The following is a 25,661-nucleotide window of genomic DNA, read 5'->3' as shown; positions in this document are numbered from 1 at the left end:
AATAGCACAGTTATTAATACTGTGAAAAATAATTTGATGAGCATTTTGATTAGCATGCGTAGAGAAAACTTGGCATTTATTTGTAGTAGAGTATTTAACATTTACTAAGATCAGATGTTTTTGATATACCATTTAAGCTTATATATGCTATATTGTGCAATGAATCAATGTATTTGTTGATAAACTGAGTTTTACCTATTCCCCAATCTCCAGCAATTAGAACAGCATAGTTACTCTTCTTTTTACTCATGTTATTACAATAATCATCTAAGTATTTTTCTATATGCTCATTTGGTTTAGAAATGCATGATTGAGAATCAGATGAAGTCACGTATATATCTCACATTTATTAATCTGAAAAAGATTATATATTACAGAATTAGGCATCGTCAAGTTAACTTAACAAAACTTACGCTATGTTTTACAACAAGTGGCTTAGTACTGGGATATTATTAAAATTCCTTACTATGAAAAAATGACTTTTAGCTAAGGCTTCTAGTCATACTTGAGATAACATAGCGTAAGTTTTAGATTATTTTCATTGGTGATGATAAGGAATCATTCTATTAGCGTATATTGACTTTTTCGATAATAGTAATTATATTGTAAACATAATCAATGAAAATCGTTAAATGGATATACAACAATCCCCGGCTGGACAAATCGTTAAATCGCCCAAAGGATATAATGCCTTCGTGCCTAATAGTTTGCCACCAAAACTTGAATGGGATGTTTCTGTGGTCAATGCCTTATCTCGTGCCGATTTTTTGTTGGGCAAATTAGCACGTGAAGGTAGCAGACTGCCTAATCCTCATCTACTTATGCGTCCATTCATTATGCGTGAAGCCGTACTATCGAGTAAAATAGAAGGCACACAGGCAACGCTTGGTGAAATCTTAGCAGCTAATGCCGGTGCTAATGTTAAACAAAATCCTGACGATCTTCAGGAGGTGCAAAATTACATCAATGCCCTTGATTATGGACTGAAGCGTTTAGAAGAGCTGCCTTTATCGCTACGTCTAATCAAAGAAATTCATGAGCAATTAATGCAAGGTGTTAGGGGGTTTCATGCAACACCGGGGGAATTTAGACGTAGTCAAAATTGGATTGGAACTCCTGGGTGCACTCTGAATACAGCAAAATTTGTACCACCACCCCCTGACAATTTAATGGATTGTTTAGGGAATTTAGAAAAGTTTTTACATGATAGGCAGTTGCCGCCGTTGATTCACATTGCACTTTGCCACTATCAGTTCGAAGCTATTCATCCCTTTTTAGATGGTAATGGACGTGTTGGGCGATTACTGATTACCTTACTGCTGGTTGAGCAAAGAATGTTGCCTTCTCCTCTGTTATATTTAAGTGCGTTTTTTGAGGCAACACGCGATGAATATTACAAGCAGCTTTATAACGTTAGCTCAAAAGGCACATGGTATGAGTGGTTTATTTATTTTTTCAATGGTGTAGCTGTTCAATCTGAAGATGTCTTGTCACGTGCTGAACGTATCAACGAATTATTAAATCAATGGAAAATTGAAGTGGCAAGCAGTGGTTCCCAAGTTACTATGAACCTTGTGCAACATTTTGCTGTGAATCCCTATTTTACCACTAACAAAATTGCAACAGAGTTAGGTATTGCCTATAGCACTGCACAAAGGGCAATTCAAAAGCTTGAAGCAATAGGAATTATAAAAAAGACAAATGATAACAAACGGGATAAAGTATATTGTGCCACTCAAATATTAGACATTTTGGAAGAACCTACGAAAATCAGGACTGACGCTTACTTTATCGTCTAAAAATCAGGATTATCAAAAATATCTTTACCAATTTTAGTCCATTGGTCTTTGATATGTGGGGACTCTGTTAATTCATTTTTTAAAGCAATTAATGCCCCAAATAGACTATTGGTAGGTAAGTCATCGAGCTTTGCTTTAGCAATCAATCCTCCCAGTTCAATTAAGCGACGAATACGCATTTTTCTTTCTATAATTTTAAGTTTAGCTTCTTCAGTAATAATTTTGGCTTTCTTTTGTTGTAATTTTAATCTTTGTTTTATAACATTCTCCATATGGTAAAATATTTTAGACATTATTGCTTACATGTCATGAATGCACAATAAATTTAAGAAGTCCAATGAATTATAGAGTTCCAATAAAACTGGACTTTGGACAAAATATTATTTACAAAAATAGAAAATTTAGTTTTAATAATTTACTTTGCTGTAACCTGCAATTTGTATATTATACCAATTGCAATAATTAACGCAGTGGTGTAAAATGGGTTTTTACCTGATAAAGGTACTCAAATGGCTAGGTTAATATTACCGCAAGGTTTTCATGGTCATGATTTTATAAAAATGATGAAACATGAGCCGCATGGTCGAAATCGTATACGTTTATTGGCGATGTATTACCTTCAATTAGGCAAATCTTTTAAAGCCATATCTGAAATAGTGAAGTCACACTGGAAAACTGTGCAATCATGGCTCAGAAGATTTAGGAATCATGGTTTTGAAGGATTATTTGAATCACAAAGAAGCGGTGCCCCTAGGAAGATTAACACTATACAAGAGTCTGCTCTTTTTGATAAAATCAATACGCTCAGTGAAAGTAAAACTGGTGGGTATATAACTGGAAAGGAGCTACATATCATGTTACTTGAGGAATATGGTGCTAAATGTACTTTAAAAACAGTCTACAATACTATGCACCGCCTTGGTTTTAGCTGGATTACTTCTCGTTCAATGCATCCAAAGTCAAATCAAGAGACTCAAAATACATATAAAAAAACTTCCCAGACATGCTAACAGAATTATTACCAAAAAATATCGATAGATGTAAAGTTGATATATGGTCTCAGGATGAAACTCGAGTTGGGCAACAAGGTAGCTTAACTCGTATATGGGCTAAGCGTGGCACTAGACCCCGTAAAGTTCGGCAACAGCAATTCATTTCAACATATATTTATGGAGCTGCTTGCCATGATACAGGAGAAGCTTTTGCATTAATTTTACCATATGCAAATACACAGGCAATGAATAAATTCTTAGAAGACCTTTCTCGCAGTATTCAAGGCAACCGACATATAGCTTTACTAACGGATAATGCAGGTTGGCACACAGCCAAAAAACTAACTGTGCCAAGCAATATCACTTTGATACCGCTTCCGCCCTATGCACCGGAACTTAATGCAATGGAACAAGTTTGGGCATGGATCAAAAATCATTTCTTGTCTAACCAATGTTATGGTGTATATGAAGATATCGTCACTATGGCTTGTTACGCTTGGAATCAATTTGCTCATAATGTAGATTTAGTAAAATCAATTATGTATAGAGACTGGATAAATACACCGTGTTAATTATTACAATTGGTATTAATTGTGTGTTCAATGTTATTGTAATAGTCACTTATGTCAATAAGATTTATTATAAAAGCTTTGATTACAAGAGATTGATACAGTTTATTGAGTGTTGTTACTAGATATTTAGGTATTTATTAGTCGATAAATAATCACTTTTAATCTTACTGTTGAGTAGGATATTAGTGAATATTTTTGATGATTTTGTCCAAAGTCCAAAATAAAAAATTTTCATATTTTTTTCTGAACCAGATAATTGATACAACAGAAGACTGCAAGCAATAATAAATGCAGGAGTTTCGCACTTAGGAAAAAATATGTTAATCTAGCAAGAAAGAGTTTTAGTTAAGCATGGCAAGATCAAAATGTAGCAAAGACTTATATAAATCATTTTTACAAGCAAGTAGCGTAAGATATAGTGGTAAAGCATTATCTGAAGTAAGTCCAATAAACCTATCTCACGAAGTGCAAGTCGATGGTTAAATAGTAAAGATTTCCGACCTAGTGGGATCTACAGAAAAGTATCAAAATATATTGATTGGGAAGCTTCTTGTTTATTAGTGGGAGATGACACGTTATTGTCAAAGCAATACAGTAAGAAAATTGAGCTTGTACATTATCAATATTCTGGAGCTGTACATGATGTTATACCTGGTATAGGGATGGTCAACTTACTGCATTACAATACTAAAACTGATCAATCTACCCCTGTAGATTATAGAATATATGATAAAGAAACTGATGGAAAAACAAAGAATGAGCATTTTTGTGCTATGCTTACTTTAGCTAAGGAAAGAGGGATCAATCCTTATGCCGTAGTAATGGATGCGTGGTATAGCGGGTTTGGAGAATTTAAAACATATACGTAATTTAGGTTGGAAATGGGTTAGTAACCTAAGAAAAAATAGAAAAGTTAATCATAATGTTAGCTTAGAAAGTTTAGAGATTCCCGATGAGGGACTAAAAATTCACCTACGTGGATACGGTTGGGTTACGGTATTTAAGTTTGTGGCAAAAAATGGTCGCATTGATTACATAACAACTAACTATCCCAAATGCTAAGCCACCGCTTTCAGCGGTGGAATCATAGTGTTTGACATATACTAAAGATATCCCTAAATGATTTTGCCGCTCAAAGCAGAATCAAGAAGGATAATGTATATGCCAAACTATAATACCAATTGCAATAATTAACACGGTGTATTTATCCAGTCTCTATACATAATTGATTTTACTAAATCTACATTATGAGCAAATTGATTCCAAGCGTAACAAGCCATAGTGACGATATCTTCATATACACCATAACATTGGTTAGACAAGAAATGATTTTTGATCCATTCCCAAACTTGTTCCATTGCATTAAGTTCCGGTGCATAGGGCGGAAGCGGTATCAAAGTGATATTGCTTGGCACAGTTAGTTTTTTGGCTGTGTGCCAACCTGCATTATCCGTTAGTAAAGCTATATGTCGGTTGCCTTGAATACTGCGAGAAAGGTCTTCTAAGAATTTATTCATTGCCTGTGTATTTGCATATGGTAAAATTAATGCAAAAGCTTCTCCTGTATCATGGCAAGCAGCTCCATAAATATATGTTGAAATGAATTGCTGTTGCCGAACTTTACGGGGTCTAGTGCCACGCTTAGCCCATATACGAGTTAAGCTACCTTGTTGCCCAACTCGAGTTTCATCCTGAGACCATATATCAACTTTACATCTATCGATATTTTTTGGTAATAATTCTGTTAGCATGTCTGGGAAGTTTTTTTATATGTATTTTGAGTCTCTTGATTTGACTTTGGATGCATTGAACGAGAAGTAATCCAGCTAAAACCAAGGCGGTGCATAGTATTGTAGACTGTTTTTAAAGTACATTTAGCACCATATTCCTCAAGTAACATGATATGTAGCTCCTTTCCAGTTATATACCCACCAGTTTTACTTTCACTGAGCGTATTGATTTTATCAAAAAGAGCAGACTCTTGTATAGTGTTAATCTTCCTAGGGGCACCGCTTCTTTGTGATTCAAATAATCCTTCAAAACCATGATTCCTAAATCTTCTGAGCCATGATTGCACAGTTTTCCAGTGTGACTTCACTATTTCAGATATGGCTTTAAAAGATTTGCCTAATTGAAGGTAATACATCGCCAATAAACGTATACGATTTCGACCATGCGGCTCATGTTTCATCATTTTTATAAAATCATGACCATGAAAACCTTGCGGTAATATTAACCTAGCCATTTGAGTACCTTTATCAGGTAAAAACCCATTTTACACCACTGCGTTAATTATTGCAATTGGTATTAGTACTGTTAAATTTTATGATATAGTAATAAATGATTTTAAAGGTAAAAGCTACTTAGTAGCAGAAGATTACTTGGTTGCTATAGGCAAAGATAAACAAGTGATGCAATATATCAACCCACAATCAATAATAGGTAAGGAAATAAGTAATGAGCTAAAGCAAGCATCAGAAATAAAGCAAAATCGTGGAATAATACCAATTGCAATAATTAACACGGTGTATTTATCCAGTCTCTATACATAATTGATTTTACTAAATCTACATTATGAGCAAATTGATTCCAAGCGTAACAAGCCATAGTGACGATATCTTCATATACACCATAACATTGGTTAGACAAGAAATGATTTTTGATCCATTCCCAAACTTGTTCCATTGCATTAAGTTCCGGTGCATAGGGCGGAAGCGGTATCAAAGTGATATTGCTTGGCACAGTTAGTTTTTTGGCTGTGTGCCAACCTGCATTATCCGTTAGTAAAGCTATATGTCGGTTGCCTTGAATACTGCGAGAAAGGTCTTCTAAGAATTTATTCATTGCCTGTGTATTTGCATATGGTAAAATTAATGCAAAAGCTTCTCCTGTATCATGGCAAGCAGCTCCATAAATATATGTTGAAATGAATTGCTGTTGCCGAACTTTACGGGGTCTAGTGCCACGCTTAGCCCATATACGAGTTAAGCTACCTTGTTGCCCAACTCGAGTTTCATCCTGAGACCATATATCAACTTTACATCTATCGATATTTTTTGGTAATAATTCTGTTAGCATGTCTGGGAAGTTTTTTTATATGTATTTTGAGTCTCTTGATTTGACTTTGGATGCATTGAACGAGAAGTAATCCAGCTAAAACCAAGGCGGTGCATAGTATTGTAGACTGTTTTTAAAGTACATTTAGCACCATATTCCTCAAGTAACATGATATGTAGCTCCTTTCCAGTTATATACCCACCAGTTTTACTTTCACTGAGCGTATTGATTTTATCAAAAAGAGCAGACTCTTGTATAGTGTTAATCTTCCTAGGGGCACCGCTTCTTTGTGATTCAAATAATCCTTCAAAACCATGATTCCTAAATCTTCTGAGCCATGATTGCACAGTTTTCCAGTGTGACTTCACTATTTCAGATATGGCTTTAAAAGATTTGCCTAATTGAAGGTAATACATCGCCAATAAACGTATACGATTTCGACCATGCGGCTCATGTTTCATCATTTTTATAAAATCATGACCATGAAAACCTTGCGGTAATATTAACCTAGCCATTTGAGTACCTTTATCAGTTAAAAACCCATTTTATACCACTGCGTTAATTATTGCAATTGGTATCAAACCATTCATCTTATTTAAGATATCTATATCTTCTAAGCTATGATTAACTTCCTCCTTCGTTAAGTAATTTAAGCTACTACCACTATCTATCGTCTTGGATAATTGTCTAATTAAACTCTCTCTACCCAAAGTGGCTATTTTATTAACATATAAATTTAACTCACTGATATTTCTTGATAAACCTACATAACTGTTTCTAAGACCAGCAAAACCATTATGGTAGACATATACATCTTTAATTGACGCACCTTGTGCCTTAAATATTGTTACTGCATAACCATGTTTAAAACTATTAAACTCTGATGGATTGAATTTCACCATTCTATACTCACTACTGCTGTTTCTATTCTTACTGTCTTTTATATAGTTAGGATTCTTCAACGATATAATAAATCTATTTGTTGATACATCTAATATTACTCCAAGTTCACCATTGACTACACCAAGCTCCTTGTTGGTACTACTTATCACTATATGATCTCCTCTCATATAATGATTACCTCCTACTTCTATCTCTTGACCCTTTAGCTTACCCTCTAGCTTTAAATATTGACGTACTCCATGATTTAAGGCTGCTACGTCTTTGTTTCTTACCGCTAGTATTATTTTATCATCAATAGCGTAACTGCTCTTATACCAATCGGCAACTAAACTTTGCATTGACTCATTAGCATCAGAACTCCACTTAATCCTTTTCTCTTCTTCTAATATACTCACAGCTCTTCTAACATCTCCATTAGATAATGCCATGGCAACCTGCTTACCCCACTTGCTATCCTGACGCTTAATATCTAATATCGTACTACTACCATATTTGTTAGCCAACACCTCATACCAATTGTAATAATTAACACGGTGTATTTATCCAGTCTCTATACATAATTGATTTTACTAAATCTACATTATGAGCAAATTGATTCCAAGCGTAACAAGCCATAGTGACGATATCTTCATATACACCATAACATTGGTTAGACAAGAAATGATTTTTGATCCATTCCCAAACTTGTTCCATTGCATTAAGTTCCGGTGCATAGGGCGGAAGCGGTATCAAAGTGATATTGCTTGGCACAGTTAGTTTTTTGGCTGTGTGCCAACCTGCATTATCCGTTAGTAAAGCTATATGTCGGTTGCCTTTATTAGCCTCATGTAAGTTGTTTTAATTAATTTTATTCTTAACTATTTTTATAACTTACACAAACTTTCTGACACCCTCAATTGCTGTTGCCGAACTTTACGGGGTCTAGTGCCACGCTTAGCCCATATACGAGTTAAGCTACCTTGTTGCCCAACTCGAGTTTCATCCTGAGACCATATATCAACTTTACATCTATCGATATTTTTTGGTAATAATTCTGTTAGCATGTCTGGGAAGTTTTTTTATATGTATTTTGAGTCTCTTGATTTGACTTTGGATGCATTGAACGAGAAGTAATCCAGCTAAAACCAAGGCGGTGCATAGTATTGTAGACTGTTTTTAAAGTACATTTAGCACCATATTCCTCAAGTAACATGATATGTAGCTCCTTTCCAGTTATATACCCACCAGTTTTACTTTCACTGAGCGTATTGATTTTATCAAAAAGAGCAGACTCTTGTATAGTGTTAATCTTCCTAGGGGCACCGCTTCTTTGTGATTCAAATAATCCTTCAAAACCATGATTCCTAAATCTTCTGAGCCATGATTGCACAGTTTTCCAGTGTGACTTCACTATTTCAGATATGGCTTTAAAAGATTTGCCTAATTGAAGGTAATACATCGCCAATAAACGTATACGATTTCGACCATGCGGCTCATGTTTCATCATTTTTATAAAATCATGACCATGAAAACCTTGCGGTAATATTAACCTAGCCATTTGAGTACCTTTATCAGTTAAAAACCCATTTTATACCACCGCGTTAATTATTGCAATTGGTATTAGAGGCTAGGGCTATAAAAAAAGATGCTGAGAGAAAGCTTAGCAAAGCTAATGTTGAAGCACAGGCTATTAAAAGCAAGGCTGCCAAAATACTTAAAGATGTTGGTAAAAATTTTGCAGACGTTCAGCGTACTGCAGCAAATGCTAAAAAAACAAAGGTGAGTGAAGGACAAGATGTGACTACAGCAAATTTAGAATCTCAAGCATTAGTTGAAGTACAACAAAAATTAAATGAAGTAGAACAACAATTAACAATTTTAACTGAGACCATTGCAGAAAAAGGGCAAGAGATAGACAATTTAATTGGTACTATTGGAAGAAAAGATCAAGAGATAGCAGATTTGACTAATGTTCTTGAAGAAAAAGGGCAAGAGATAGTAACTTTAACTAATACTATTAAAACAAAAGAGCAAGAGATAAAAGAGTCAAATAACACTCATAAGGAAGAAGAGCAAAAACTTAAAGAGCAGCATAAGAAGATGGTTGACGGTTTGAATGAAGGTTTCAAAAACAAAGAGCAAAAACTGAAATCAGAAAAAGATACGACACAGAAGAATTTAACAGATTTGACTAAGGATTATAAAAAACAAGAAAAAGAACTTAAAATATCAAATCAGAATCTAAGCAATCTCACTAACAGTTATAAAGCATCAGGGCAAGCTACAGCTCAACAGAAAAAAGATGCGAAGAAAATTCAAGAGCTGGAAACACGAATTACAGATTTGAAGCAAAATCATAGTAATGAGTTGGCAGAGTATCAAAAAGAAAACCAGTCTCTTAAACGTCAAATAGCTTTGAATGAAACAAAGCAGGCAAACGATGCAGCATTAAAACATAATATGTGTGAATTAGCTCAGCAAGAATTAGTTGATACACAACAAGCAATGAAGGAGTTAAAACAACTGCCACCTAGTGATGTAGCAGACAGTGTAAAGCAACAGAGCAATAAAGCTCCAGTTGTAATTCTAAAAGCATTCCCAACTAAGGTAGCGAGTCCAGTAAACATAGTAGGAACTGAAGCTAGTAACGTATTAAGAGAACAGAATAGTTCTCAACTTGCAACCCCAAAGCGGTCTGTAACTAAAATCGATCCAATAATAGTAAAAAAAGATACTGATGGAATAGACAATACCAAGCTGCCATCCAATACCCTGCGAAAATCAGCAACTACAACTAGAACCTCAGTTGACAAAATAAGCCATGGCTACATCTCGCGAAAAGAAGAACCGAGGCAAATAGGGGGGCAGAGTTATCCTAGGAATAAGTAGGAATTAATATGAAAAAACTTTTCTCAATTTTTAAACTACCATGAATCTTTGGGTTCTTTTATGATAAAAAGATTGTTGGAACATAGTAGCTTCTTTATTGTAATAAATATTGTGGTTGTACTATTTGGTATATACTCATATTTGCAGCTGAAAATTCAACTTTTACCAAACATTCCTGTTTCAAATATTTACATTTCTATCATCAACCCGAATGTAAAGCCGGACCTGATAGAGAAATATACTACCAAACCTTTTGAGGAAGTTTTTTCACATATTGATGGTCTTAAGTCGATTATTGCTATTAGTCAGTTAGGAGAGAGTAAAATAACTCTAAGTATAGCCAAGAAAGTTCCTATAGAACAAGCAATTAATCAAGTTAGAGATTTGATATTAAAAAATAAGGCTCTCCTGCCAGAGGGGGCTAAAGAGCCTATAATATCTACTGAAAGCTTTTCTGTTTTACCAATGATGTATATTGCGGTGAGTTCTAAGAACAATGTATCAGCTACTGCTGATGATATTGAGTTGATCAAAAAAAAGCTTAAATATGTCGATGGTGTAGCCAATACATCTAGTTTTGGTGTGACTGAAAAAGTGATTAATATCGATATTGATCCTGAAAAGATTGCAAAATATTATATCCCGTTAGATAGTATTCTTGCTTCGTTAACACTACAAAACAGTGATTTCTCTGGTGGTAAGTTATCAAATCAATATAAAACAGAGTATATTTCTTTTGATACAGCAATTAGTAAGTTGAGTGATTTTGGCGAAATCAATTTAGAAAGTAATAATGTTGCTGTAAAATTAAAAAATGTTGCCAGCATTACAATATCAGATAAAGAGCTACTTAGCCTCTCTTATTTTGGTATGGATAAAATTGTTTTATTAGGTATTTTTGCTAAGTCGGATGCAAATCCAATCGATGTATCAAAGAGTGTAAAACATTTCCTAGAACATTATGAAAAAGCCAATCCCCAATTTATCTTTCAGGTTATTATCGATGATAGCCAAGATATTTTACAAGCATTTCAAGAAGTAAGAAAAACTTTGCTTGAATCGGTCTTGTTGGTGTCAGTAATTGTTTTACTGCTAATGGGATCATTGCGATATTCAATTATTGCAATTTGTGCAATTCCAGTCTCGCTTGCAGCTTGTTTTGTTATGCTGTACTTATGTGGTTTTACACTCAATGCCATAACGATGTTGGCGATGGTACTGGCTATAGGGTTAGTGGTTGACGACTCTATTGTAGTGATTGAGAATGCTGAACATTATTATCGGAAGAATAAAGATGCTTTAACTAGTATATTGCAAGCAATTTATAGTCTTTTTTTATCTGTTTTAATATTGATGTTTACGCTAGTAGTAATATATGTCCCTATTTTATTTATTAAAGGAGAAGTAGGAAAAATTTTGCAGGAATTTGCTTTGTCAGTAATTGCTTGTTTAGTAATGTCCTTTATCGTTGCATTTACCTTAACACCCATATTGTTTTTAAAACTAGCAAATAATACGCATGAAAGCAAATTTGTTCAAATTGTTAATAAGACATTGGATATGATTACATACAAATATCAGGAGTCTTTATTTTTTATTATACGCCATGCCAAAGTATTTTTATCCTTGGTGGCTATCGTTGTAGCGGCTGGTACATATGTTGCAGTTAACAATATGAAAATAGAAATTGAGCCATTTGAAAAAAAAGATATGCTTATACTGACTAACACATTTATAGTTAATACCAATTTAAGTTACATCCATCACTATATGGAGAAAATTACTAAAATAATCAAAGATAATGATAATATAAAATATACTCTGAGCATTGAAGAATCACCACGTTCAACAATTTGGTTGATATTAAAAGATAAAGCTAAAGCGGTACAAACATTGCATGAAATTGAAGCTAAACTAGCAAAAATAGCAGTGGGTGGAGATATTTCAGTGAAATTTGCTCAAGGGAAAAATGCTGGTTCAGCAAAGGGTAACGTTGAGTTAAGCTTTTATGTCAATAACCAATCATCCATGGAGAATGCTTGGCAGGCTGTTCATTTTATACAGAATAACTCAAAAGATTTATTTACTAATGTTATAGCTATTGAGGCTTCACCTGTACAAGATTATAAAATTTGGTGTAATCAAGATAAGTTATTTAAATATGGTTTAAGTCAGAAAGATATATCAAGTACATTAGATATTCTGTTTAATGCTAGGAAGATAGGGAACTTTAAGCACTATGATAATACCTATGATGTCATTGCTAAATCAGATCCTAAATTTGGCAAAACACTAAGTAATATACAAAATATGTTCATTACAACACAGAAAAATGGAGAAAACCTTATTCAGCTTAAGGATATATGTGATATTAATAGGGTGAATACCGTTAATCAAATTATGCGTTATAATGAGCAATATTCCATTGAAGTAATTGCCACTACTAAACATGGTATTAAATTGCAGGATGCAGTTCATTTTATTAATCAGTTAAACAGCAAGTTACCAAATGATAGTGATATTAGCTATAGTGAGCAAACGCAAATACTTATTGATTCAACATCATCATTTACAGTACTAATTTTACTATCTATACTTGGACTCTACTTATTAATGTTTGCACGCTTTAACGACTCAATTCTATCATTGTTTATTTTAGTTGGGGGAATTCCAGCTGCTTTAAGTGTAGCATTATTAAGCTTATATTTTTCTCAAGGTGGGTTAAATATATATACGCAAATATCACTTATCACGTTAGCAGGATTAATGACTAAGCATAGTGTATTGTTATGTAGTGCAATGCATCAGAAGGGACAAAGAACTCTAAAAACAATAGTAACAGCGGCAACATCAAGAATCAGGACAATTTTAATTACTTCTTTAGCTATGAGTATTGGTTTGTTGTCACTTTTCTTTGATAATGGCAACTATGCTAATAGTCGTTTTCAAATGGCTATAGTTTTGGTAATAGGGATTGTTGTTGGATCGATATTAACACTTTATGTAACACCTTTGCTTTATGTTGGTTTTCATCAACTGTCGAAAGTTAGAAGAGCTAGGGGGTAATAGTAAAAGCTATTAGTTTAATATATAAAAGATAGCTTTAATTATACAGGATAATGATAGCACAAATATTAGCCCCACTAAATATAAAATTACAAACCAAAGCCATTGTTTGGATTTTTGAGAAATAAAAATTTTTCTCAACTTATTAATACATAGGGTGATGAGTCGATTTTCCACGGAATATATAATAACAATAAGTTGTATAACCCAATATTATTGGTAAAAGTGTTGCCGCTCCTACCAACATTAGAGATTGTGATTCTGCTACCGCTGCCGCTTGCCACAAAGATATTTGATATGGTACTATAAAAGGCCAAATACTTAAGATAAGTCCCAAATAGCCTAGAACAAAAAGTAAAACTGAGTAACAAAAAGGCTGAAATTCTTTATTCTTATAAAGGGTTGAAAGTAATCTAAATAATGTAAAAATAGTTAAAACGGGGATTAATGAGAGATATATAAAATTCGGCATACTAAACCAAAATATACGAATTCGCTCATTTAAAAATGGTATCCATAAACTTACTAAACCCATAAATAACATAACATATATTAATACGTATGATGCGGATTTACGAGCCCATATTTGGGTATTTTCGTCAGTCTTCATTATCAGCCAAGTAGCACCAAGAAGAGCGTAACCAAATACTAGAGCAATACCTGTCATGATAGAAAAAGGTGTTAGCCAATCAAAAGCATTGCCAACAAATACTCTGCCATCAATTTTAATTCCTTGTATAAAAGCTCCTAGCATAATTCCCTGAAATAATGTAGCGATGATAGAGCCAAAATGGAAAGAGTAATCCCATATGAAACAATATTTTAGAGAGGCTTTAAATCTAAATTCAAAAGCTACTCCGCGGAAGATTAATCCCAAAAGCATTACGGTAATTGGTATATAGAAGGCTGACATCAAAACTGAATAAGCTAGTGGGAATGCGGCAAATAACCCACCACCACCTAAAACTAACCAAGTTTCATTGCCGTCCCAAAATGGTACTACAGAGTTCATCATTTTATTGCGGCAATCTTGAGTAGGAGCAAATGGGAATAATATACCAATTCCTAGATCAAAACCATCTAGTAATACATAAAGAAAGATTGCAATGACAATTAGCCCACCCCAAACTAAAGGTAAATCTATATAGGGAGCAAAATTAAGCATGGTGATATATCCTTTTACCGGTTAGATTCTCTAGTATACTCAGGTAGAACTTCAAGAATTGGCGTTGTCGTGTCTAAAGATCTCCGCTGCTCACGTACTAATGTACGCTACGCTGCTCGACTTTGCTACTGCCTAGCTCTTCTTGAAGTTATACTATCGTCTACCAACTCTTCATTTACGAGCAGTATATTATAGTTGTAACCTCAACTATTGATATAAGACATCGGTTTAATAGCCTAGGGGATATTCTTGCCCCTTCGGATGTCACCCCTGCTTACCATTATGTTATCTCAGCGAAAGCTGGGATATAAAACTACGTAATATACACTATCTATGCTATTTTTAGACCCCTGCTTACGCAGCGGTGACATTACACCTAATGGCGATGATACCTAAGCTTACTATTAATTTATTACATCAATATTTGAGGTTACTATATTTGTAGTACTAGGTCCTTTCCTTATTAAAGTTATAATATAATAAATGCCTCCGCCAAATATAAAAGCATACACTATAACAAAAGCAATTAGTGAGGCAAAGATATATTGACCTAATACTGGTGAAGATACTTCAGATGTTCTGAGTATATTATATACTACATAAGGTTGCCTACCAACTTCTGTAACAAACCAACCTGCTAATATTGCTATAAAACCAGATGGAGTCATCAACATACACCAATATTGAAACCATTTGGTATCAAATAATCTTTTACGTAAGTATAAAACTAATGCAATAACCCCAGTAATTATCATTAATATACCGATTCCTACCATTACTCGGAAACATAAAAATACTATTAATACAGGGGGGCGATTTTCTTTTGACCATTCTTTTAAGCCTTTTACTTCTCCATCTAAGCTATGGGTTAGTATTAAACTAGCAATTTTGGGTATTTCTATAGTATATTTTGTTATTTCTTCTTGTGCTGAAGGCCAACCAAAGAATCTAAGTGCAGCCCCTCTTTCCGTATCCCAGATACCTTCCATAGCAGCAACTTTTGCCGGCTGATGTTTTAGAGTATTTAACCCATGTTGATCACCAATAAAAAGTTGTATGGGGGCAACAGCTACTGCCATCAACATTGCCATGCCAAACATGATTCTAGCATGGTTAACAAATTTTTTATGTAAAAGATAGCAGGCAGCAACACCACCAATTGCAAAAGCTGTAGTTAAATATGCTGCTACAATCATATGACAAAAACGATATGGAAATGAAGGATTAAAAATAATTTCCAACCAACTTACCGGGTATAAAATATTATCTGCTCGTACTTCATAACCAGTAGGAGTTTGCATCCAGCTATTAGCTGCAAGAATCCAAAAAGCAGAGATAATTGTACCAATTGCTACGATTAAAGTGGCAGCGAAATGCATATTTTTACTGACTCTATTCCAACCAAATAGCATAACTCCAAGGAAAGATGATTCCAAAAAGAATGCCGTAAGTACTTCAAAACCTAATAGTGGTCCAAGTACATTACCTACCTTATCAGAGAAACCTGACCAATTCGTACCAAATTGATAAGACATAACAACGCCTGATACCACTCCCATACCAAAAGTAATAGCAAAAATCTTAATCCAAAATTTATATATTTCTTGATAAATATTATTGCCAGTTTTAATCCATAACCCTTCTACGACAGCAAGCCAGCTAGCAAGGCCAATGGTAAAGGACGGAAAAATTATGTGAAAACTTATGGTAAAGGCAAATTGTATACGAGATAGTAGATTAGGATCGAATTCCATATTGTTACTTTGTGTCAAACCACTTTAAGTCTGATTGTTTACATTCTCATTCCAATGTCGGATTAATGAAATTAATCCGACATTGAGTCTATAAATGGTAATTATTCAAATGTTCGTCTATTAAAAGCATATGGTGCTGAAATTAAAAAACCAAATTTGTTTAATCCACAGCTAGATATGAATATACAGAAAGATATACATGATCTTTGGGAATTATTGAAGAACAAATCAATGGGTTTATCATCTGATGCTCATTTAAAAAAGATAAGTGATATTGTAGAATCCTTATATGAAGCAACAAGTCATGATTACACTACTGATTATAAATGTACTACTATATACCAAAATGTACTTGATCGTGGTATTGGTGCAGTGTCTGTTCCATTGTCAGGGGTAGATGAGGGACTATCTTTTGATTATTAATGAAGTAAGTGGGTAGCAACTGGAAAATGGATGAAACGTATATTAACCTCAATTCGATGTAAGGCATCGGTTTAATAGCCTAGGGTGTCTCATACCAATTGCAATAATTAACGCAGTGGTGTAAAATGGGTTTTTAACTGATAAAGGTACTCAAATGGCTAGGTTAATATTACCGCAAGGTTTTCATGGTCATGATTTTATAAAAATGATGAAACATGAGCCGCATGGTCGAAATCGTATACGTTTATTGGCGATGTATTACCTTCAATTAGGCAAATCTTTTAAAGCCATATCTGAAATAGTGAAGTCACACTGGAAAACTGTGCAATCATGGCTCAGAAGATTTAGGAATCATGGTTTTGAAGGATTATTTGAATCACAAAGAAGCGGTGCCCCTAGGAAGATTAACACTATACAAGAGTCTGCTCTTTTTGATAAAATCAATACGCTCAGTGAAAGTAAAACTGGTGGGTATATAACTGGAAAGGAGCTACATATCATGTTACTTGAGGAATATGGTGCTAAATGTACTTTAAAAACAGTCTACAATACTATGCACCGCCTTGGTTTTAGCTGGATTACTTCTCGTTCAATGCATCCAAAGTCAAATCAAGAGACTCAAAATACATATAAAAAAACTTCCCAGACATGCTAACAGAATTATTACCAAAAAATATCGATAGATGTAAAGTTGATATATGGTCTCAGGATGAAACTCAAGTTGGGCAACAAGGTAGCTTAACTCGTATATGGGCTAAGCGTGGCACTAGACCCCGTAAAGTTCGGCAACAGCAATTCATTTCAACATATATTTATGGAGCTGCTTGCCATGATACAGGAGAAGCTTTTGCATTAATTTTACCATATGCAAATACACAGGCAATGAATAAATTCTTAGAAGACCTTTCTCGCAGTATTCAAGGCAACCGACATATAGCTTTACTAACGGATAATGCAGGTTGGCACACAGCCAAAAAACTAACTGTGCCAAGCAATATCACTTTGATACCGCTTCCGCCCTATGCACCGGAACTTAATGCAATGGAACAAGTTTGGGAATGGATCAAAAATCATTTCTTGTCTAACCAATGTTATGGTGTATATGAAGATATCGTCACTATGGCTTGTTACGCTTGGAATCAATTTGCTCATAATGTAGATTTAGTAAAATCAATTATGTATAGAGACTGGATAAATACACCGTGTTAATTATTGCAATTGGTATCAGATGTCACCCCACAACTGTTGAAAGTTAGTAAATACAGCTTCTTTATACGTCTATTAGCGAGAAGGTCGTAAGGTCGACGAAGCAATCCAGTAACATCATTTATCTATAGATTGTTTCCTAGATTGCTTCGTTTACGCTCGCAATGACGTTGTGGTATAGGTATTTGTAAACTTTCAACAGTTATGGATGTCACCCCTAATGGCATACTGAGCCTACTATTAATTTATATATAGACAAAAACAACAGCTAGAGCAGCAGGAACAATTAGAATTAACACGGAAAAAATAATGTAATTGGTATTTACTTTTTGATTATTATACCTTATATTTTAAAAATATTAATTTTATATACAAAGTATTACTTATGGCAAATTTACAGGCTAGACTTAATTCGTTAATGGCTCAAAAAAACATAAATGCTATAGATATAGAGAGGAAAACTGGACTAAGTAGAAATACTGTCTATAGCATTTTGTATGGTAGTTCAAAAAATCCTAGTGCTAATAATTTACAATTAATTGCAAAAGCCTTAGACATTAACTTGGAAGCTCTTGTTATTGATAATGAAATAAACCTCGAGATACTAACTGTTGATCAGATAAAAATTTTTAGCAAAGCTACTAGTGCAACAATTAATATATTAATTGAAAGAAACTTAAGTTTCTCATTGAGAAACCTTACAACTCTAATAAAAGAAGTATATGAGTATGCTTTGAAGAAGCAGTCTGTTGATAATACATTTATAGATTGGATAATTGATAAATATCATAAACCTTAATTGTGTGATTATAAACACGGTTACAAGATAATTGTCAGATGAATAAATTTATAGTGTACTCTTCTGATCCTACTAATTGTTTTTTGAGAATATCATTGATTCGCATGCGTAACTATACTATATATACGCTATGCCTTCTTACCATTCATTTTCAAATCATTTGAGTATACTCGGTGAACTTCAAGAATTGGCGTCGTCGTGTCTAAAGATCTCCGCTGCTCACGTACTAATGTACGCTCCGCTGCTCGATTTTGACACTCCTAGCTCTTCTTGAAGTTGACCTTCGTCTACCAACTCTTCATTTACGAGCAGTATATGCCTGTCAGTAGCCACTAAAAATTCAATCAGAAGATTTACTATTGTCAGTATCTTTAGTAGGGGCAATTCTGCCAATCATTTCATCTAGTGATATTTCAAAATAATCTGCTAGGGCTACTACAATTTGACTATTTAAAGTTTTTTGTTCCCTATTACTATTAACAAAACTATGTAAAGAGTTATTACTAAAACCTATAGTCATGCCTAATTTATATAAGTTTAAATTTTGTTTCTTTACCTTATCAATCAAAAACTTCTTTATATTAGAAGTGATGTCACTTGATGTAATTTTATAAAATTCTAGACTTTCTATATTAGGTAAAGAAATATATTCATTTCTTCCTACAACTTCATCCATAGAACACTTAAAGTAGTCAGCAATTTTTAATATATTACTAATAGTTGGGTTGGCTTTCAGACCTTGCATAATATTAGTTACAGTAGAATAAGGAATGCCACTTTGTTCAGCAAAATCTTTTCTTGTTAATTTTAATTCATCAAACTTTTTTTTGAGGAATTCTTGTATTTGGTGAACAAGGGCCATATACTCAGAACAATTAAAATTTGAATACTCCCACCATAGAAATATTTTTTCTTGACACCTCAAAATAACTCAATGATAGGTAAGCCACTAGTTTGACTAGTGAGACCATCAAGGCTTGGCCTTTAGATTTAGTATAAAATAAAAAGTTATCATATATAACTTCTTTGGCTTGACGGTCAAAGGAGAAAATATATGACAACATACGAAAGTTTAAATCATTCTAAATGGGATTGCAAATATCATATTGTGTTTATTCCAAAGTGTCGTAAAAAAGAATTGTACGGGAAGGTTAGAAAATATCTTGGGAACGTATTCCATGAGTTAGCTTTTCAACGTGGGAGAAAGATCATAGAGGGGCATATGGTACAAGATCATGTGCATATGCTCATCAAGATTCCTCCTAAATATTCTGTAGCTGAAGTAATAGGCTATATCAAGGGGAAAAGTGCTATAGCCGTTGCTAGGCAGTTTGGTGGACGAAAACGTAATTTTAATGGAGAAAAGTTGTGGGCTAGAGGTTATGCGGTCTCAACTGTAGGATTTGAAGAGAATCAGATCAAACACTACATTAAGAATCAAGAGCAACTTGATAGTTTAGGCTCTGACGAATCAGGAGAATTTTAATTAACAATGGCAGCCCTTTGGGCTGCTCATAACCGTCAAGCCCCTCGCTTTGCGAGGGCGTTCTGACTACTAAGAAAGAGCAAGGTATATTACATATGACGTTTCGTTTAGAAGAGATGCATATATGCATAGAAATGCTACTTAATGAATTTAGAGAGCTTACTAGATCTAGCAATACTACGTCACAGACCAAGGAGGAAAAATAATTCTTATAATAATCCTTGTATGTTCAAGATTCATTCAAGTATATACCCTAACTCAATATATATAAAAATAAGAGACAAAGAGATATATTAGGAATATAATCTTCTAAATATCAGATTTATTAGGAATATATTCATGATTATCAAGAGATTTTTAAATTTAAAATTACCTGAGAAGCAATCTTGTTTTTTATGGGGGATCGTAAAACTGGTAAATCAACATATTTAAAAAAAATGTTTTCCAAACGCTCTTTATATAGACTTACTGCAAGCAGATATATATCAAATTTATTTCCAACATCCGGAACGTTTAAGAGAAGAAATAAACGCACAAAATAAAGTATCTACTATCATTATCGATGAAGTACAAAAAGTACCTTTGCTTCTTGATGAAGTGCATCATTTAATAGAATCAAATAAGTTTTTGGCAAATAATTCTCTACAATTTATTCTTTGTGGATCAAGTGCAAGGCGATTAAAATCAATTGGAGCTAATTTACTTGGAGGTAGAGCTTGGAGATATATGTTTTTACCACTATGTTATCCTGAACTGAAAGAACTGAATTGGCATAAAATATGTAATCATGGGCTTATTCCAAACCATTATATAGCTTCGCAGAATATTCATAAATATTTAGCTTTGTATTTATATGATTATATTTTACCGGAAGTCCAGTTTGAGGCAAGTCTGATACTAATTATCTTTCAATAAAGAATTAATAGGATTAATAATCCAGTTCCAACTAGTGATAGACTTAATAATTTGAGGACTTGCTTCATATTTTAATATAGCATCCGACATTCTATTTAACACATCCTCCATTGAATGGAATAGTTTGTTGTAAAAGAACTTTTCTTTTATTTCTCTTAACAAACTTGTGGTAAAGGCTCTATTCTGGTCACCTCAAAACCCAATTTTGCAGCCTGCTTTTGAAGATTTATCACCATCGTTTCCTGGTATTGTTTTTCATAAGCTTCAATTCCCTGTTCTACATAGTCTTGACCATATTTTAACAAGTGATAAAACATACATGCCAGTTTTCTTGTTGTAGCAGTAATAGCTTTTGGAGCATTAGCTCTACTTTTTATCCTTTTGTAAAATCCTGCTAGTGCTGATTTACCTTTACCTAGGTTAAGTGCCGCCATCCTAAATGCCATACTTGCTTTATTTTGTACCTTCTTTGTTCTGGTATCAAATACTTTACCACCAGTAATTTTATTAGTAGGGCTAAAGCCAAGCCAGGATACGAAATGTTTCTCTGTACTCCATCTGTCCATCTCTAACCCCACTTCCGATATTATCGTTTGTACACTTAACTCACTTAACCCTGGGATCGCAGTAAAATCTACTCCTGCGGCATTATATAATGATTGTTGTAAATCAAACTTTGGGGAGTTCCTGCTCTTGTGTTGCTTTTTACTATTTGTTAAATCACCATCACCACGTTTATCAAACTTTTTGTAGCATGTTTCTATTGCTTCGTCACACTCTCTGATTTGTTTTAGGTAAAATTCATAAATATCTAATTCTTGCTTTAATACTATAAGATGCTCTTTGCGGTAATCTCCTTCTAGTGCTTTAACGATAGTCTGTAAATGCAGCTAATTTATTTGCATCTCTCTTGCCCTCTATAATTGCTTTTATTATGTTCATGTCTGTTACGCCTGTTATATTGCTAATCACATGATGTAATTGGATGTTCATCTCATTAAGTGCTTTTTGCATACGGTTCACATGGGTTGCAGCATTCTTTGTTAATCTGTCTCTTTGTCTAGTAAGAGTTCATAATTCACATATCTGCTCTTCTAGGCGAAATGAACCACTTAATAATCCATAGCTATGAAGTTGTTGTAACCACTGGCAATCCTGAACATCTGTTTTACGTCCAGGTACGTTCTTTACATGTCTAGCATTTACTAAGTGATAATATTGAGGATTTTTGCCTTAAGTCTAGAAATAATATAAGTAATAGGGCTTTGAGCAAACGTTATATACTTCTTTTTTTCTCTTTAATTCTTTTTTTGTCATGTGATTGAGAAGGTGTGATTGGGATTGCTCTATAACCACAACAATTCATTTTTAGCATAAAATATATCCATGTTGTTTGTACTACTAAATATGCTGATATGAAACGATATAGCCAATCACTAACTATAAAATATAGTATAATTGTATTAAACACACCCCGACCGAGAGTAAGAATAGTAATAAACCGGATATCGTCAGTAATTCTACCACTTCTAGAAATTTTAAAACTCTTAGGAGAATAATGCTTTAAAAGGTTAATATGATTATAGCTAAAACAACCAATGATTAATATTATAGTAAAAGATACACCTATAAAAAAATTGAAATTAAAGAGTTGTTGTAAATCTCCGGTCTTGATATAATTAGATATTGCTTTTTCCGTCCAGCTGCTATCGGTTAATCTTTGGTTTATATATTCAAAAAATTTAAATCCTGATATGACTGGTATTACACTGCAAGATATTAACGTATAGTCATATCTCATAACAAATATCCATAGTGATATTTGCTTTTTAATCATGTTAATAAATGCTAATCTATTCATAAATTACCTTTTTATTATTTAATTTATATCATAGTTAACTCGTTTTTAGGTAACTCTTTCGTCATTGCGACTTATCTTCTAGACAAAAATGACCTGGAATTATGCGGCTTTGCTTTTTTTCTATCAAGTATTATTTTTTTCTTGCATTTTTGGGTAGTTCCATACATGACACCAGTTTGACATAGGCAAATGCTAATCGGGTATTACTTCAAAGCCACTAGTCTCTAAAATTTGAAATACTGGAAGCCAGTATACCCCCGTTGATTCCATAGCTATTGTCTTTACCCCACATTTTTTTAACCAATCCGCCATTTCTCTCAAATCACTGGTAAAAGCGGCGAATTTTCGCACGTTCTTTTCTTCTCTATAAGCTGGTACGCAAACGTAATGTTCTCTAGAACCAATATCAATACCTGCTGCATCAGGATTAATTACAGATGATTTTTGTTTATCATTCTTTTTATTTGTCATATCATTTCCTACGTTAAAAATTAGACCGAGCTAATTTTAAGTTGGAGTGTTTAGTGAAATTAATCTCTTAAACGAGGTCACTTATGTATTATAGAACACATAATGCTATCAATGATTTTACCAACAGCTCCAAAACCATGCTTCCCAACGGACTTGCATTGCACCATTGACAGTACCGGTTATATCTCTTTAACCAACTCGGCTGACTTAAACTTTAACACAGGATAACCGCAAACACCACCCCTTGTGGTTGATAGTTCACCGATAACAGTTTGTTTATGTTATTACATAATGCGAAGCATTTTGTTTGGTGCTTTCCACATGAAGCCCTTCGCTCCACTCCCATTACAGGAGCTTCATCACTACTCCAACTTCATCCACCCCAATAGCATGGAAAATTTGCTATTGGTTTCCAAGTTCCATACCTAACCCTAACCTATGTTCGTGCCACCTATGTACCGTTTGCCAGTAACTCGACTATTGTATGACAGCTAGTTACCTGATCTTACAAGCTCTTCGAAACCCATAATTTTGACAAAAAGAAGACTCTCTCTATACTTAAATAACCTGAATTCGATGTAACTTGTTACATCGAATTCAGTGTTATATATAGAAACAATCAGGTTTGAAGCGGTTGCCCACCTGATTGTTAAAATATAACACTCCATTCAATATGTGATTTTAATTATTAAAATCACATATTGAATGATGAAAAAAGTTAAAATGCACTTGCGTCAGCCGCTTCAAGAGTGCATTTTTCCTTATAACAAAGCAAGTATCGATATAAGAATTAATAATTCTTATATCGAACTCATACAATAAAAAAACCATGATAAATATAACATGATCAGTTATATATAGTGGTAGGATGGGTAAACTGTATGTCGAATTGAAGCTTTGAATTTTAAAGACTTCGTACCTCAGCAAAGACCCATCCTGTTTTGGATAAAGACTACGAACGGATGTCAGAAGGTTTAAACCTTGCGTATGAGTATGTAGCATATCCTATTATTAATATAAATCATGAGGCTCTATATGGCAACAACTTATATTGGTGTGGACGTTAGTAAAAAAACTTTAAATATCTATCTACCAGCTACCAACAAGGCTTTTGAAGTTACCAATGATCAACATGGCTTTACTACTATGCTTAGCACTATTAATAAATACTATCCTGCCTTATCTGAGTTAATTGTTGTCTTTGAACCTACTGGTGGATATGAACATAATTTAAGAGAATTTTTAAAAATAAATAAATTGCCTTTTGCTACAGTACACCCTAATAAAGTGTGTAGTTATGCTAAAGCTAGAGGATGGCTTGCTAAAACTGATAATATCGATAGTAAATTGTTGCATGATTATGCAACGTGCTTTGCTTTACCAACGAAGGTTACTTATGATAGTAATAGCCAACAACAGTTACATGCTTTATTAAAAAGAAGAGAACAATTATTACTATTTAAGAATCAAGAAATTGCTAGGCAGGATACTGAGTTTAATGCGGTCGTCATTTTATCCTTGAACCAGCATATTGCTAGTTTAACAGAACAATTACAAGAGATTGAGGATAGTATTAAAGCTTGGTACACCGAAGATAAGTCACGAGTTTGCTAAAGATATCTAATATAAGCAATCAAGTTAAATTAGTTACTGATGAGTTCTTGACAGGGGAGTTGACTTTATATATATTACGGCTTACCTATATATACTCGATGAAAATCAAGAATTGCGTTGTCGTCTTCAGGGATCGTAGGTAGCCACGTACTAAATGTACTCTCCGCTCCTTGACCCTTCGACTCCTGCTACTATCATAATTTTGATCTTCGTCTATCAACTCTTCATTTACGAGTAGTATATCATAGTAAGCCTGATAAAGGGGGTGTAGCTCAGTTGGTTAGAGCGTCTGCCTGTCACGCAGAAGGTCGCGGGTTCGAGTCCCGTCACTCCCGCCATTAATCTTAGTGATATTTTCGTTAAAAGCCTAGTACTCATAGTATTTCCTCCGGGTAATTTAGATCGAATTTTAATAGTATAAGAAATTGTATTACTTGTCAATTTATAATAATTCATAGGTTTTTCTGTCGGAAGAATCACATACAAAACACATACAAAAATAGTATTTTTCAGCATTTCATTTATTGAAATACTCCGCAAATAATAGTTAATTATTTTCATTATCAATAATCAATCCAATCAATTTAAAGTTGAATGTTTTGCCATTTTAAAAATAATCGCCTAGCCTAAGTTTAGTTACTAAAAATATAATTCAAATTGTCAAAATGCTACTTTTAAACACTACCTTATTTTAATTCTCATTAGTATAA

General features: G+C 33.8%; 28 protein-coding genes, 1 tRNA gene and 3 pseudogenes. 16 read left to right on the top strand and 16 right to left on the bottom strand.

The features are described 5' to 3' along the window. Positions 1 to 94 precede the first annotated feature (94 nt). Positions 95 to 331: a P-loop NTPase fold protein gene (locus AAHM80_RS08395; RefSeq protein ID WP_342259895.1), complete on the bottom strand. Its 237-nt coding sequence runs from the start codon at positions 329 to 331 to the stop codon at positions 95 to 97. A gap of 301 nt (positions 332 to 632) precedes the next feature. On the opposite strand from AAHM80_RS08395, the gene AAHM80_RS08390 reads away from it, so the two are divergent. Continuing rightward, positions 633 to 1,799: a Fic family protein gene (locus AAHM80_RS08390; RefSeq protein WP_342259894.1), complete on the top strand. Its 1,167-nt coding sequence runs from the start codon at positions 633 to 635 to the stop codon at positions 1,797 to 1,799. On the opposite strand, the gene AAHM80_RS08385 is transcribed toward AAHM80_RS08390, so the two are convergent. Next, positions 1,796 to 2,071 carry a conjugal transfer protein TraD gene (locus tag AAHM80_RS08385; protein ID WP_342260475.1) on the bottom strand — a complete coding sequence of 92 codons (276 nt, stop codon included), beginning with the start codon at positions 2,069 to 2,071 and terminating at the stop codon, positions 1,796 to 1,798. The genes AAHM80_RS08390 and AAHM80_RS08385 overlap by 4 nt on opposite strands. 237 nt (positions 2,072 to 2,308) lie before the next feature. Between AAHM80_RS08385 and AAHM80_RS08380 the strand changes: the two genes are divergently transcribed. The 4 genes from AAHM80_RS08380 (at position 2,309) to AAHM80_RS08365 (ending at position 4,425) form a co-directional block, all read left to right on the top strand. Further along, on the top strand, positions 2,309 to 2,809 hold the full coding sequence (locus AAHM80_RS08380) for a helix-turn-helix domain-containing protein (protein ID WP_342259385.1): 501 nt from the start codon (positions 2,309 to 2,311) through the stop codon (positions 2,807 to 2,809). After that, entirely contained in the window at positions 2,803 to 3,363 is a 561-nt protein-coding gene (locus tag AAHM80_RS08375; RefSeq protein ID WP_342259405.1) for an IS630 family transposase, read from the top strand. The genes AAHM80_RS08380 and AAHM80_RS08375 overlap by 7 nt, the downstream gene beginning before the upstream one ends. A gap of 560 nt (positions 3,364 to 3,923) precedes the next feature. Continuing rightward, positions 3,924 to 4,232 (top strand): hypothetical protein, encoded by a 309-nt coding sequence (locus tag AAHM80_RS08370; RefSeq protein ID WP_342259893.1) that lies wholly within the window; start codon positions 3,924 to 3,926, stop codon positions 4,230 to 4,232. After that, on the top strand, positions 4,207 to 4,425 hold the full coding sequence (locus tag AAHM80_RS08365; protein ID WP_342259892.1) for a hypothetical protein: 219 nt from the start codon (positions 4,207 to 4,209) through the stop codon (positions 4,423 to 4,425). Before AAHM80_RS08370 ends, AAHM80_RS08365 begins: the two co-directional genes overlap by 26 nt. 128 nt (positions 4,426 to 4,553) lie before the next feature. Here AAHM80_RS08365 and AAHM80_RS08360 read toward each other — a convergent pair whose 3' ends face one another. Together AAHM80_RS08360 and AAHM80_RS08355 are read right to left on the bottom strand one after the other, a co-directional pair. Next, positions 4,554 to 5,114, bottom strand: a complete 561-nt coding sequence (locus AAHM80_RS08360) for an IS630 family transposase (RefSeq protein ID WP_342259384.1) — start codon at positions 5,112 to 5,114, stop codon at positions 4,554 to 4,556. Continuing rightward, the gene (locus tag AAHM80_RS08355; RefSeq protein ID WP_342259385.1) at positions 5,108 to 5,608 is read right to left on the bottom strand and encodes a helix-turn-helix domain-containing protein; all 501 of its coding nucleotides are present in this window, start codon (positions 5,606 to 5,608) and stop codon (positions 5,108 to 5,110) included. The genes AAHM80_RS08360 and AAHM80_RS08355 overlap by 7 nt, the downstream gene beginning before the upstream one ends. A 73-nt stretch (positions 5,609 to 5,681) precedes the next feature. On the opposite strand from AAHM80_RS08355, the pseudogene AAHM80_RS08610 reads away from it, so the two are divergent. Beyond that, a pseudogene (locus AAHM80_RS08610) lies at positions 5,682 to 5,915 on the top strand (hypothetical protein); the annotation flags it as partial. Here the strand turns inward: AAHM80_RS08610 and AAHM80_RS08350 are convergent. The 6 genes from AAHM80_RS08350 to AAHM80_RS08325 form a co-directional block, all read right to left on the bottom strand. Further along, on the bottom strand, positions 5,881 to 6,441 hold the full coding sequence (locus AAHM80_RS08350) for an IS630 family transposase (protein WP_342259384.1): 561 nt from the start codon (positions 6,439 to 6,441) through the stop codon (positions 5,881 to 5,883). The pseudogene AAHM80_RS08610 and the gene AAHM80_RS08350 overlap by 35 nt on opposite strands. Then, positions 6,435 to 6,935 (bottom strand): helix-turn-helix domain-containing protein, encoded by a 501-nt coding sequence (locus AAHM80_RS08345; RefSeq protein ID WP_342259385.1) that lies wholly within the window; start codon positions 6,933 to 6,935, stop codon positions 6,435 to 6,437. Before AAHM80_RS08345 ends, AAHM80_RS08350 begins: the two co-directional genes overlap by 7 nt. Before the next feature lie 30 nt (positions 6,936 to 6,965). After that, positions 6,966 to 7,826 carry a hypothetical protein gene (locus AAHM80_RS08340; RefSeq protein ID WP_342259891.1) on the bottom strand — a complete coding sequence of 287 codons (861 nt, stop codon included), beginning with the start codon at positions 7,824 to 7,826 and terminating at the stop codon, positions 6,966 to 6,968. 22 nt (positions 7,827 to 7,848) lie between these two features. Next, positions 7,849 to 8,073, bottom strand: coding sequence for a transposase (locus AAHM80_RS08335; RefSeq protein WP_250311652.1), 225 nt, complete (start codon positions 8,071 to 8,073; stop codon positions 7,849 to 7,851). A gap of 113 nt (positions 8,074 to 8,186) precedes the next feature. After that, complete coding sequence (locus AAHM80_RS08330) at positions 8,187 to 8,366, bottom strand: hypothetical protein (protein WP_342259890.1); 180 nt, start codon at positions 8,364 to 8,366, stop codon at positions 8,187 to 8,189. Next, entirely contained in the window at positions 8,360 to 8,860 is a 501-nt protein-coding gene (locus AAHM80_RS08325; RefSeq protein WP_342259385.1) for a helix-turn-helix domain-containing protein, read from the bottom strand. The genes AAHM80_RS08330 and AAHM80_RS08325 overlap by 7 nt, the downstream gene beginning before the upstream one ends. A gap of 50 nt (positions 8,861 to 8,910) precedes the next feature. On the opposite strand from AAHM80_RS08325, the gene AAHM80_RS08320 reads away from it, so the two are divergent. Together AAHM80_RS08320 and AAHM80_RS08315 are read left to right on the top strand one after the other, a co-directional pair. Beyond that, positions 8,911 to 10,191: a hypothetical protein gene (locus AAHM80_RS08320; protein ID WP_342259889.1), complete on the top strand. Its 1,281-nt coding sequence runs from the start codon at positions 8,911 to 8,913 to the stop codon at positions 10,189 to 10,191. A 60-nt stretch (positions 10,192 to 10,251) separates the two neighbouring features. Continuing rightward, on the top strand, positions 10,252 to 13,257 hold the full coding sequence (locus tag AAHM80_RS08315; RefSeq protein WP_342259888.1) for an efflux RND transporter permease subunit: 3,006 nt from the start codon (positions 10,252 to 10,254) through the stop codon (positions 13,255 to 13,257). 145 nt (positions 13,258 to 13,402) lie between these two features. Here the strand turns inward: AAHM80_RS08315 and cydB are convergent, their stop codons facing one another. Both cydB and AAHM80_RS08305 read right to left on the bottom strand, forming a co-directional pair. Then, positions 13,403 to 14,422, bottom strand: a complete 1,020-nt coding sequence (gene cydB, locus AAHM80_RS08310; RefSeq protein ID WP_342259887.1) for a cytochrome d ubiquinol oxidase subunit II — start codon at positions 14,420 to 14,422, stop codon at positions 13,403 to 13,405. A gap of 404 nt (positions 14,423 to 14,826) precedes the next feature. Continuing rightward, positions 14,827 to 16,176 (bottom strand): cytochrome ubiquinol oxidase subunit I, encoded by a 1,350-nt coding sequence (locus tag AAHM80_RS08305; RefSeq protein ID WP_342259886.1) that lies wholly within the window; start codon positions 16,174 to 16,176, stop codon positions 14,827 to 14,829. A 156-nt stretch (positions 16,177 to 16,332) separates the two neighbouring features. Here AAHM80_RS08305 and AAHM80_RS08300 point away from each other — a divergent pair, with 156 nt between their 5' ends. The 4 genes from AAHM80_RS08300 (at position 16,333) to AAHM80_RS08285 (ending at position 18,604) form a co-directional block, all read left to right on the top strand. After that, a complete protein-coding gene (locus AAHM80_RS08300) occupies positions 16,333 to 16,599 on the top strand; it encodes a hypothetical protein (protein WP_342259885.1) in 267 nt (88 codons plus the stop codon). Between the two features lie 154 nt (positions 16,600 to 16,753). Further along, a complete protein-coding gene (locus AAHM80_RS08295) occupies positions 16,754 to 17,254 on the top strand; it encodes a helix-turn-helix domain-containing protein (protein WP_342259385.1) in 501 nt (166 codons plus the stop codon). Continuing rightward, on the top strand, positions 17,248 to 17,808 hold the full coding sequence (locus AAHM80_RS08290) for an IS630 family transposase (protein ID WP_342259884.1): 561 nt from the start codon (positions 17,248 to 17,250) through the stop codon (positions 17,806 to 17,808). The genes AAHM80_RS08295 and AAHM80_RS08290 overlap by 7 nt, the downstream gene beginning before the upstream one ends. Before the next feature lie 382 nt (positions 17,809 to 18,190). Then, a complete protein-coding gene (locus AAHM80_RS08285; protein WP_341748206.1) occupies positions 18,191 to 18,604 on the top strand; it encodes a helix-turn-helix domain-containing protein in 414 nt (137 codons plus the stop codon). A 340-nt stretch (positions 18,605 to 18,944) separates the two neighbouring features. Here AAHM80_RS08285 and AAHM80_RS08280 read toward each other — a convergent pair whose 3' ends face one another. Continuing rightward, on the bottom strand, positions 18,945 to 19,466 hold the full coding sequence (locus AAHM80_RS08280; RefSeq protein ID WP_342259883.1) for a helix-turn-helix transcriptional regulator: 522 nt from the start codon (positions 19,464 to 19,466) through the stop codon (positions 18,945 to 18,947). A gap of 192 nt (positions 19,467 to 19,658) precedes the next feature. Between AAHM80_RS08280 and tnpA the strand changes: the two genes are divergently transcribed. Then, on the top strand, positions 19,659 to 20,090 hold the full coding sequence (tnpA, locus tag AAHM80_RS08275; protein ID WP_342259383.1) for an IS200/IS605 family transposase: 432 nt from the start codon (positions 19,659 to 19,661) through the stop codon (positions 20,088 to 20,090). A gap of 459 nt (positions 20,091 to 20,549) precedes the next feature. Then, a complete protein-coding gene (locus tag AAHM80_RS08270; protein ID WP_342260473.1) occupies positions 20,550 to 21,005 on the top strand; it encodes an AAA family ATPase in 456 nt (151 codons plus the stop codon). Positions 21,006 to 21,160: 155 nt separating this feature from the next. Here the strand turns inward: AAHM80_RS08270 and AAHM80_RS08265 are convergent. From AAHM80_RS08265 to AAHM80_RS08255, 3 genes and pseudogenes are all read right to left on the bottom strand, one after another. Further along, a pseudogene (locus AAHM80_RS08265) lies at positions 21,161 to 22,214 on the bottom strand (IS110 family transposase); the annotation flags it as partial. Positions 22,215 to 22,281: 67 nt separating this feature from the next. Next, positions 22,282 to 22,866, bottom strand: coding sequence for a hypothetical protein (locus AAHM80_RS08260; RefSeq protein ID WP_342259882.1), 585 nt, complete (start codon positions 22,864 to 22,866; stop codon positions 22,282 to 22,284). A gap of 204 nt (positions 22,867 to 23,070) precedes the next feature. After that, positions 23,071 to 23,337: pseudogene (locus AAHM80_RS08255) on the bottom strand (IS110 family transposase); the annotation flags it as partial. A 1,035-nt stretch (positions 23,338 to 24,372) separates the two neighbouring features. Between AAHM80_RS08255 and AAHM80_RS08250 the strand changes: the two are divergent. Both AAHM80_RS08250 and AAHM80_RS08245 read left to right on the top strand, forming a co-directional pair. Next, positions 24,373 to 24,951, top strand: a complete 579-nt coding sequence (locus tag AAHM80_RS08250) for an IS110 family transposase (RefSeq protein WP_342259881.1) — start codon at positions 24,373 to 24,375, stop codon at positions 24,949 to 24,951. A 261-nt stretch (positions 24,952 to 25,212) separates the two neighbouring features. Next, positions 25,213 to 25,289, top strand: a tRNA-Asp gene (locus tag AAHM80_RS08245). The last annotated feature ends 372 nt before the right edge of the window (positions 25,290 to 25,661 follow it).

The sequence above is a fragment of the Candidatus Tisiphia endosymbiont of Metellina segmentata genome, from assembly GCF_964030715.1.
Lineage (GTDB): Bacteria > Pseudomonadota > Alphaproteobacteria > Rickettsiales > Rickettsiaceae > Tisiphia.
Note: the sequence above shows the minus strand (reverse complement) of the source record. Positions and strands in the feature narration are given on the sequence as shown.

Bases quoted from the DNA above. Each gene is read 5' to 3' on its own strand.
- AAHM80_RS08390 (WP_342259894.1), top strand. From the start codon at position 633: ATGGATATACAACAATCCCCGGCTGGACAAATCGTTAAATCGCCCAAA.
- AAHM80_RS08385 (WP_342260475.1), bottom strand. From the start codon at position 2,071: ATGGAGAATGTTATAAAACAAAGATTAAAATTACAACAAAAGAAAGCC.
- AAHM80_RS08380 (WP_342259385.1), top strand. From the start codon at position 2,309: ATGGCTAGGTTAATATTACCGCAAGGTTTTCATGGTCATGATTTTATA.
- AAHM80_RS08375 (WP_342259405.1), top strand. From the start codon at position 2,803: ATGCTAACAGAATTATTACCAAAAAATATCGATAGATGTAAAGTTGAT.
- AAHM80_RS08360 (WP_342259384.1), bottom strand. From the start codon at position 5,114: ATGCTAACAGAATTATTACCAAAAAATATCGATAGATGTAAAGTTGAT.
- AAHM80_RS08355 (WP_342259385.1), bottom strand. From the start codon at position 5,608: ATGGCTAGGTTAATATTACCGCAAGGTTTTCATGGTCATGATTTTATA.
- AAHM80_RS08350 (WP_342259384.1), bottom strand. From the start codon at position 6,441: ATGCTAACAGAATTATTACCAAAAAATATCGATAGATGTAAAGTTGAT.
- AAHM80_RS08345 (WP_342259385.1), bottom strand. From the start codon at position 6,935: ATGGCTAGGTTAATATTACCGCAAGGTTTTCATGGTCATGATTTTATA.
- AAHM80_RS08330 (WP_342259890.1), bottom strand. From the start codon at position 8,366: ATGCTAACAGAATTATTACCAAAAAATATCGATAGATGTAAAGTTGAT.
- AAHM80_RS08325 (WP_342259385.1), bottom strand. From the start codon at position 8,860: ATGGCTAGGTTAATATTACCGCAAGGTTTTCATGGTCATGATTTTATA.
- AAHM80_RS08315 (WP_342259888.1), top strand. From the start codon at position 10,252: ATGATAAAAAGATTGTTGGAACATAGTAGCTTCTTTATTGTAATAAAT.
- cydB (WP_342259887.1), bottom strand. From the start codon at position 14,422: ATGCTTAATTTTGCTCCCTATATAGATTTACCTTTAGTTTGGGGTGGG.
- AAHM80_RS08305 (WP_342259886.1), bottom strand. From the start codon at position 16,176: ATGGAATTCGATCCTAATCTACTATCTCGTATACAATTTGCCTTTACC.
- AAHM80_RS08295 (WP_342259385.1), top strand. From the start codon at position 16,754: ATGGCTAGGTTAATATTACCGCAAGGTTTTCATGGTCATGATTTTATA.
- AAHM80_RS08290 (WP_342259884.1), top strand. From the start codon at position 17,248: ATGCTAACAGAATTATTACCAAAAAATATCGATAGATGTAAAGTTGAT.
- AAHM80_RS08285 (WP_341748206.1), top strand. From the start codon at position 18,191: ATGGCAAATTTACAGGCTAGACTTAATTCGTTAATGGCTCAAAAAAAC.
- AAHM80_RS08280 (WP_342259883.1), bottom strand. From the start codon at position 19,466: ATGGCCCTTGTTCACCAAATACAAGAATTCCTCAAAAAAAAGTTTGAT.
- tnpA (WP_342259383.1), top strand. From the start codon at position 19,659: ATGACAACATACGAAAGTTTAAATCATTCTAAATGGGATTGCAAATAT.
- AAHM80_RS08260 (WP_342259882.1), bottom strand. From the start codon at position 22,866: ATGAATAGATTAGCATTTATTAACATGATTAAAAAGCAAATATCACTA.
- AAHM80_RS08250 (WP_342259881.1), top strand. From the start codon at position 24,373: ATGGCAACAACTTATATTGGTGTGGACGTTAGTAAAAAAACTTTAAAT.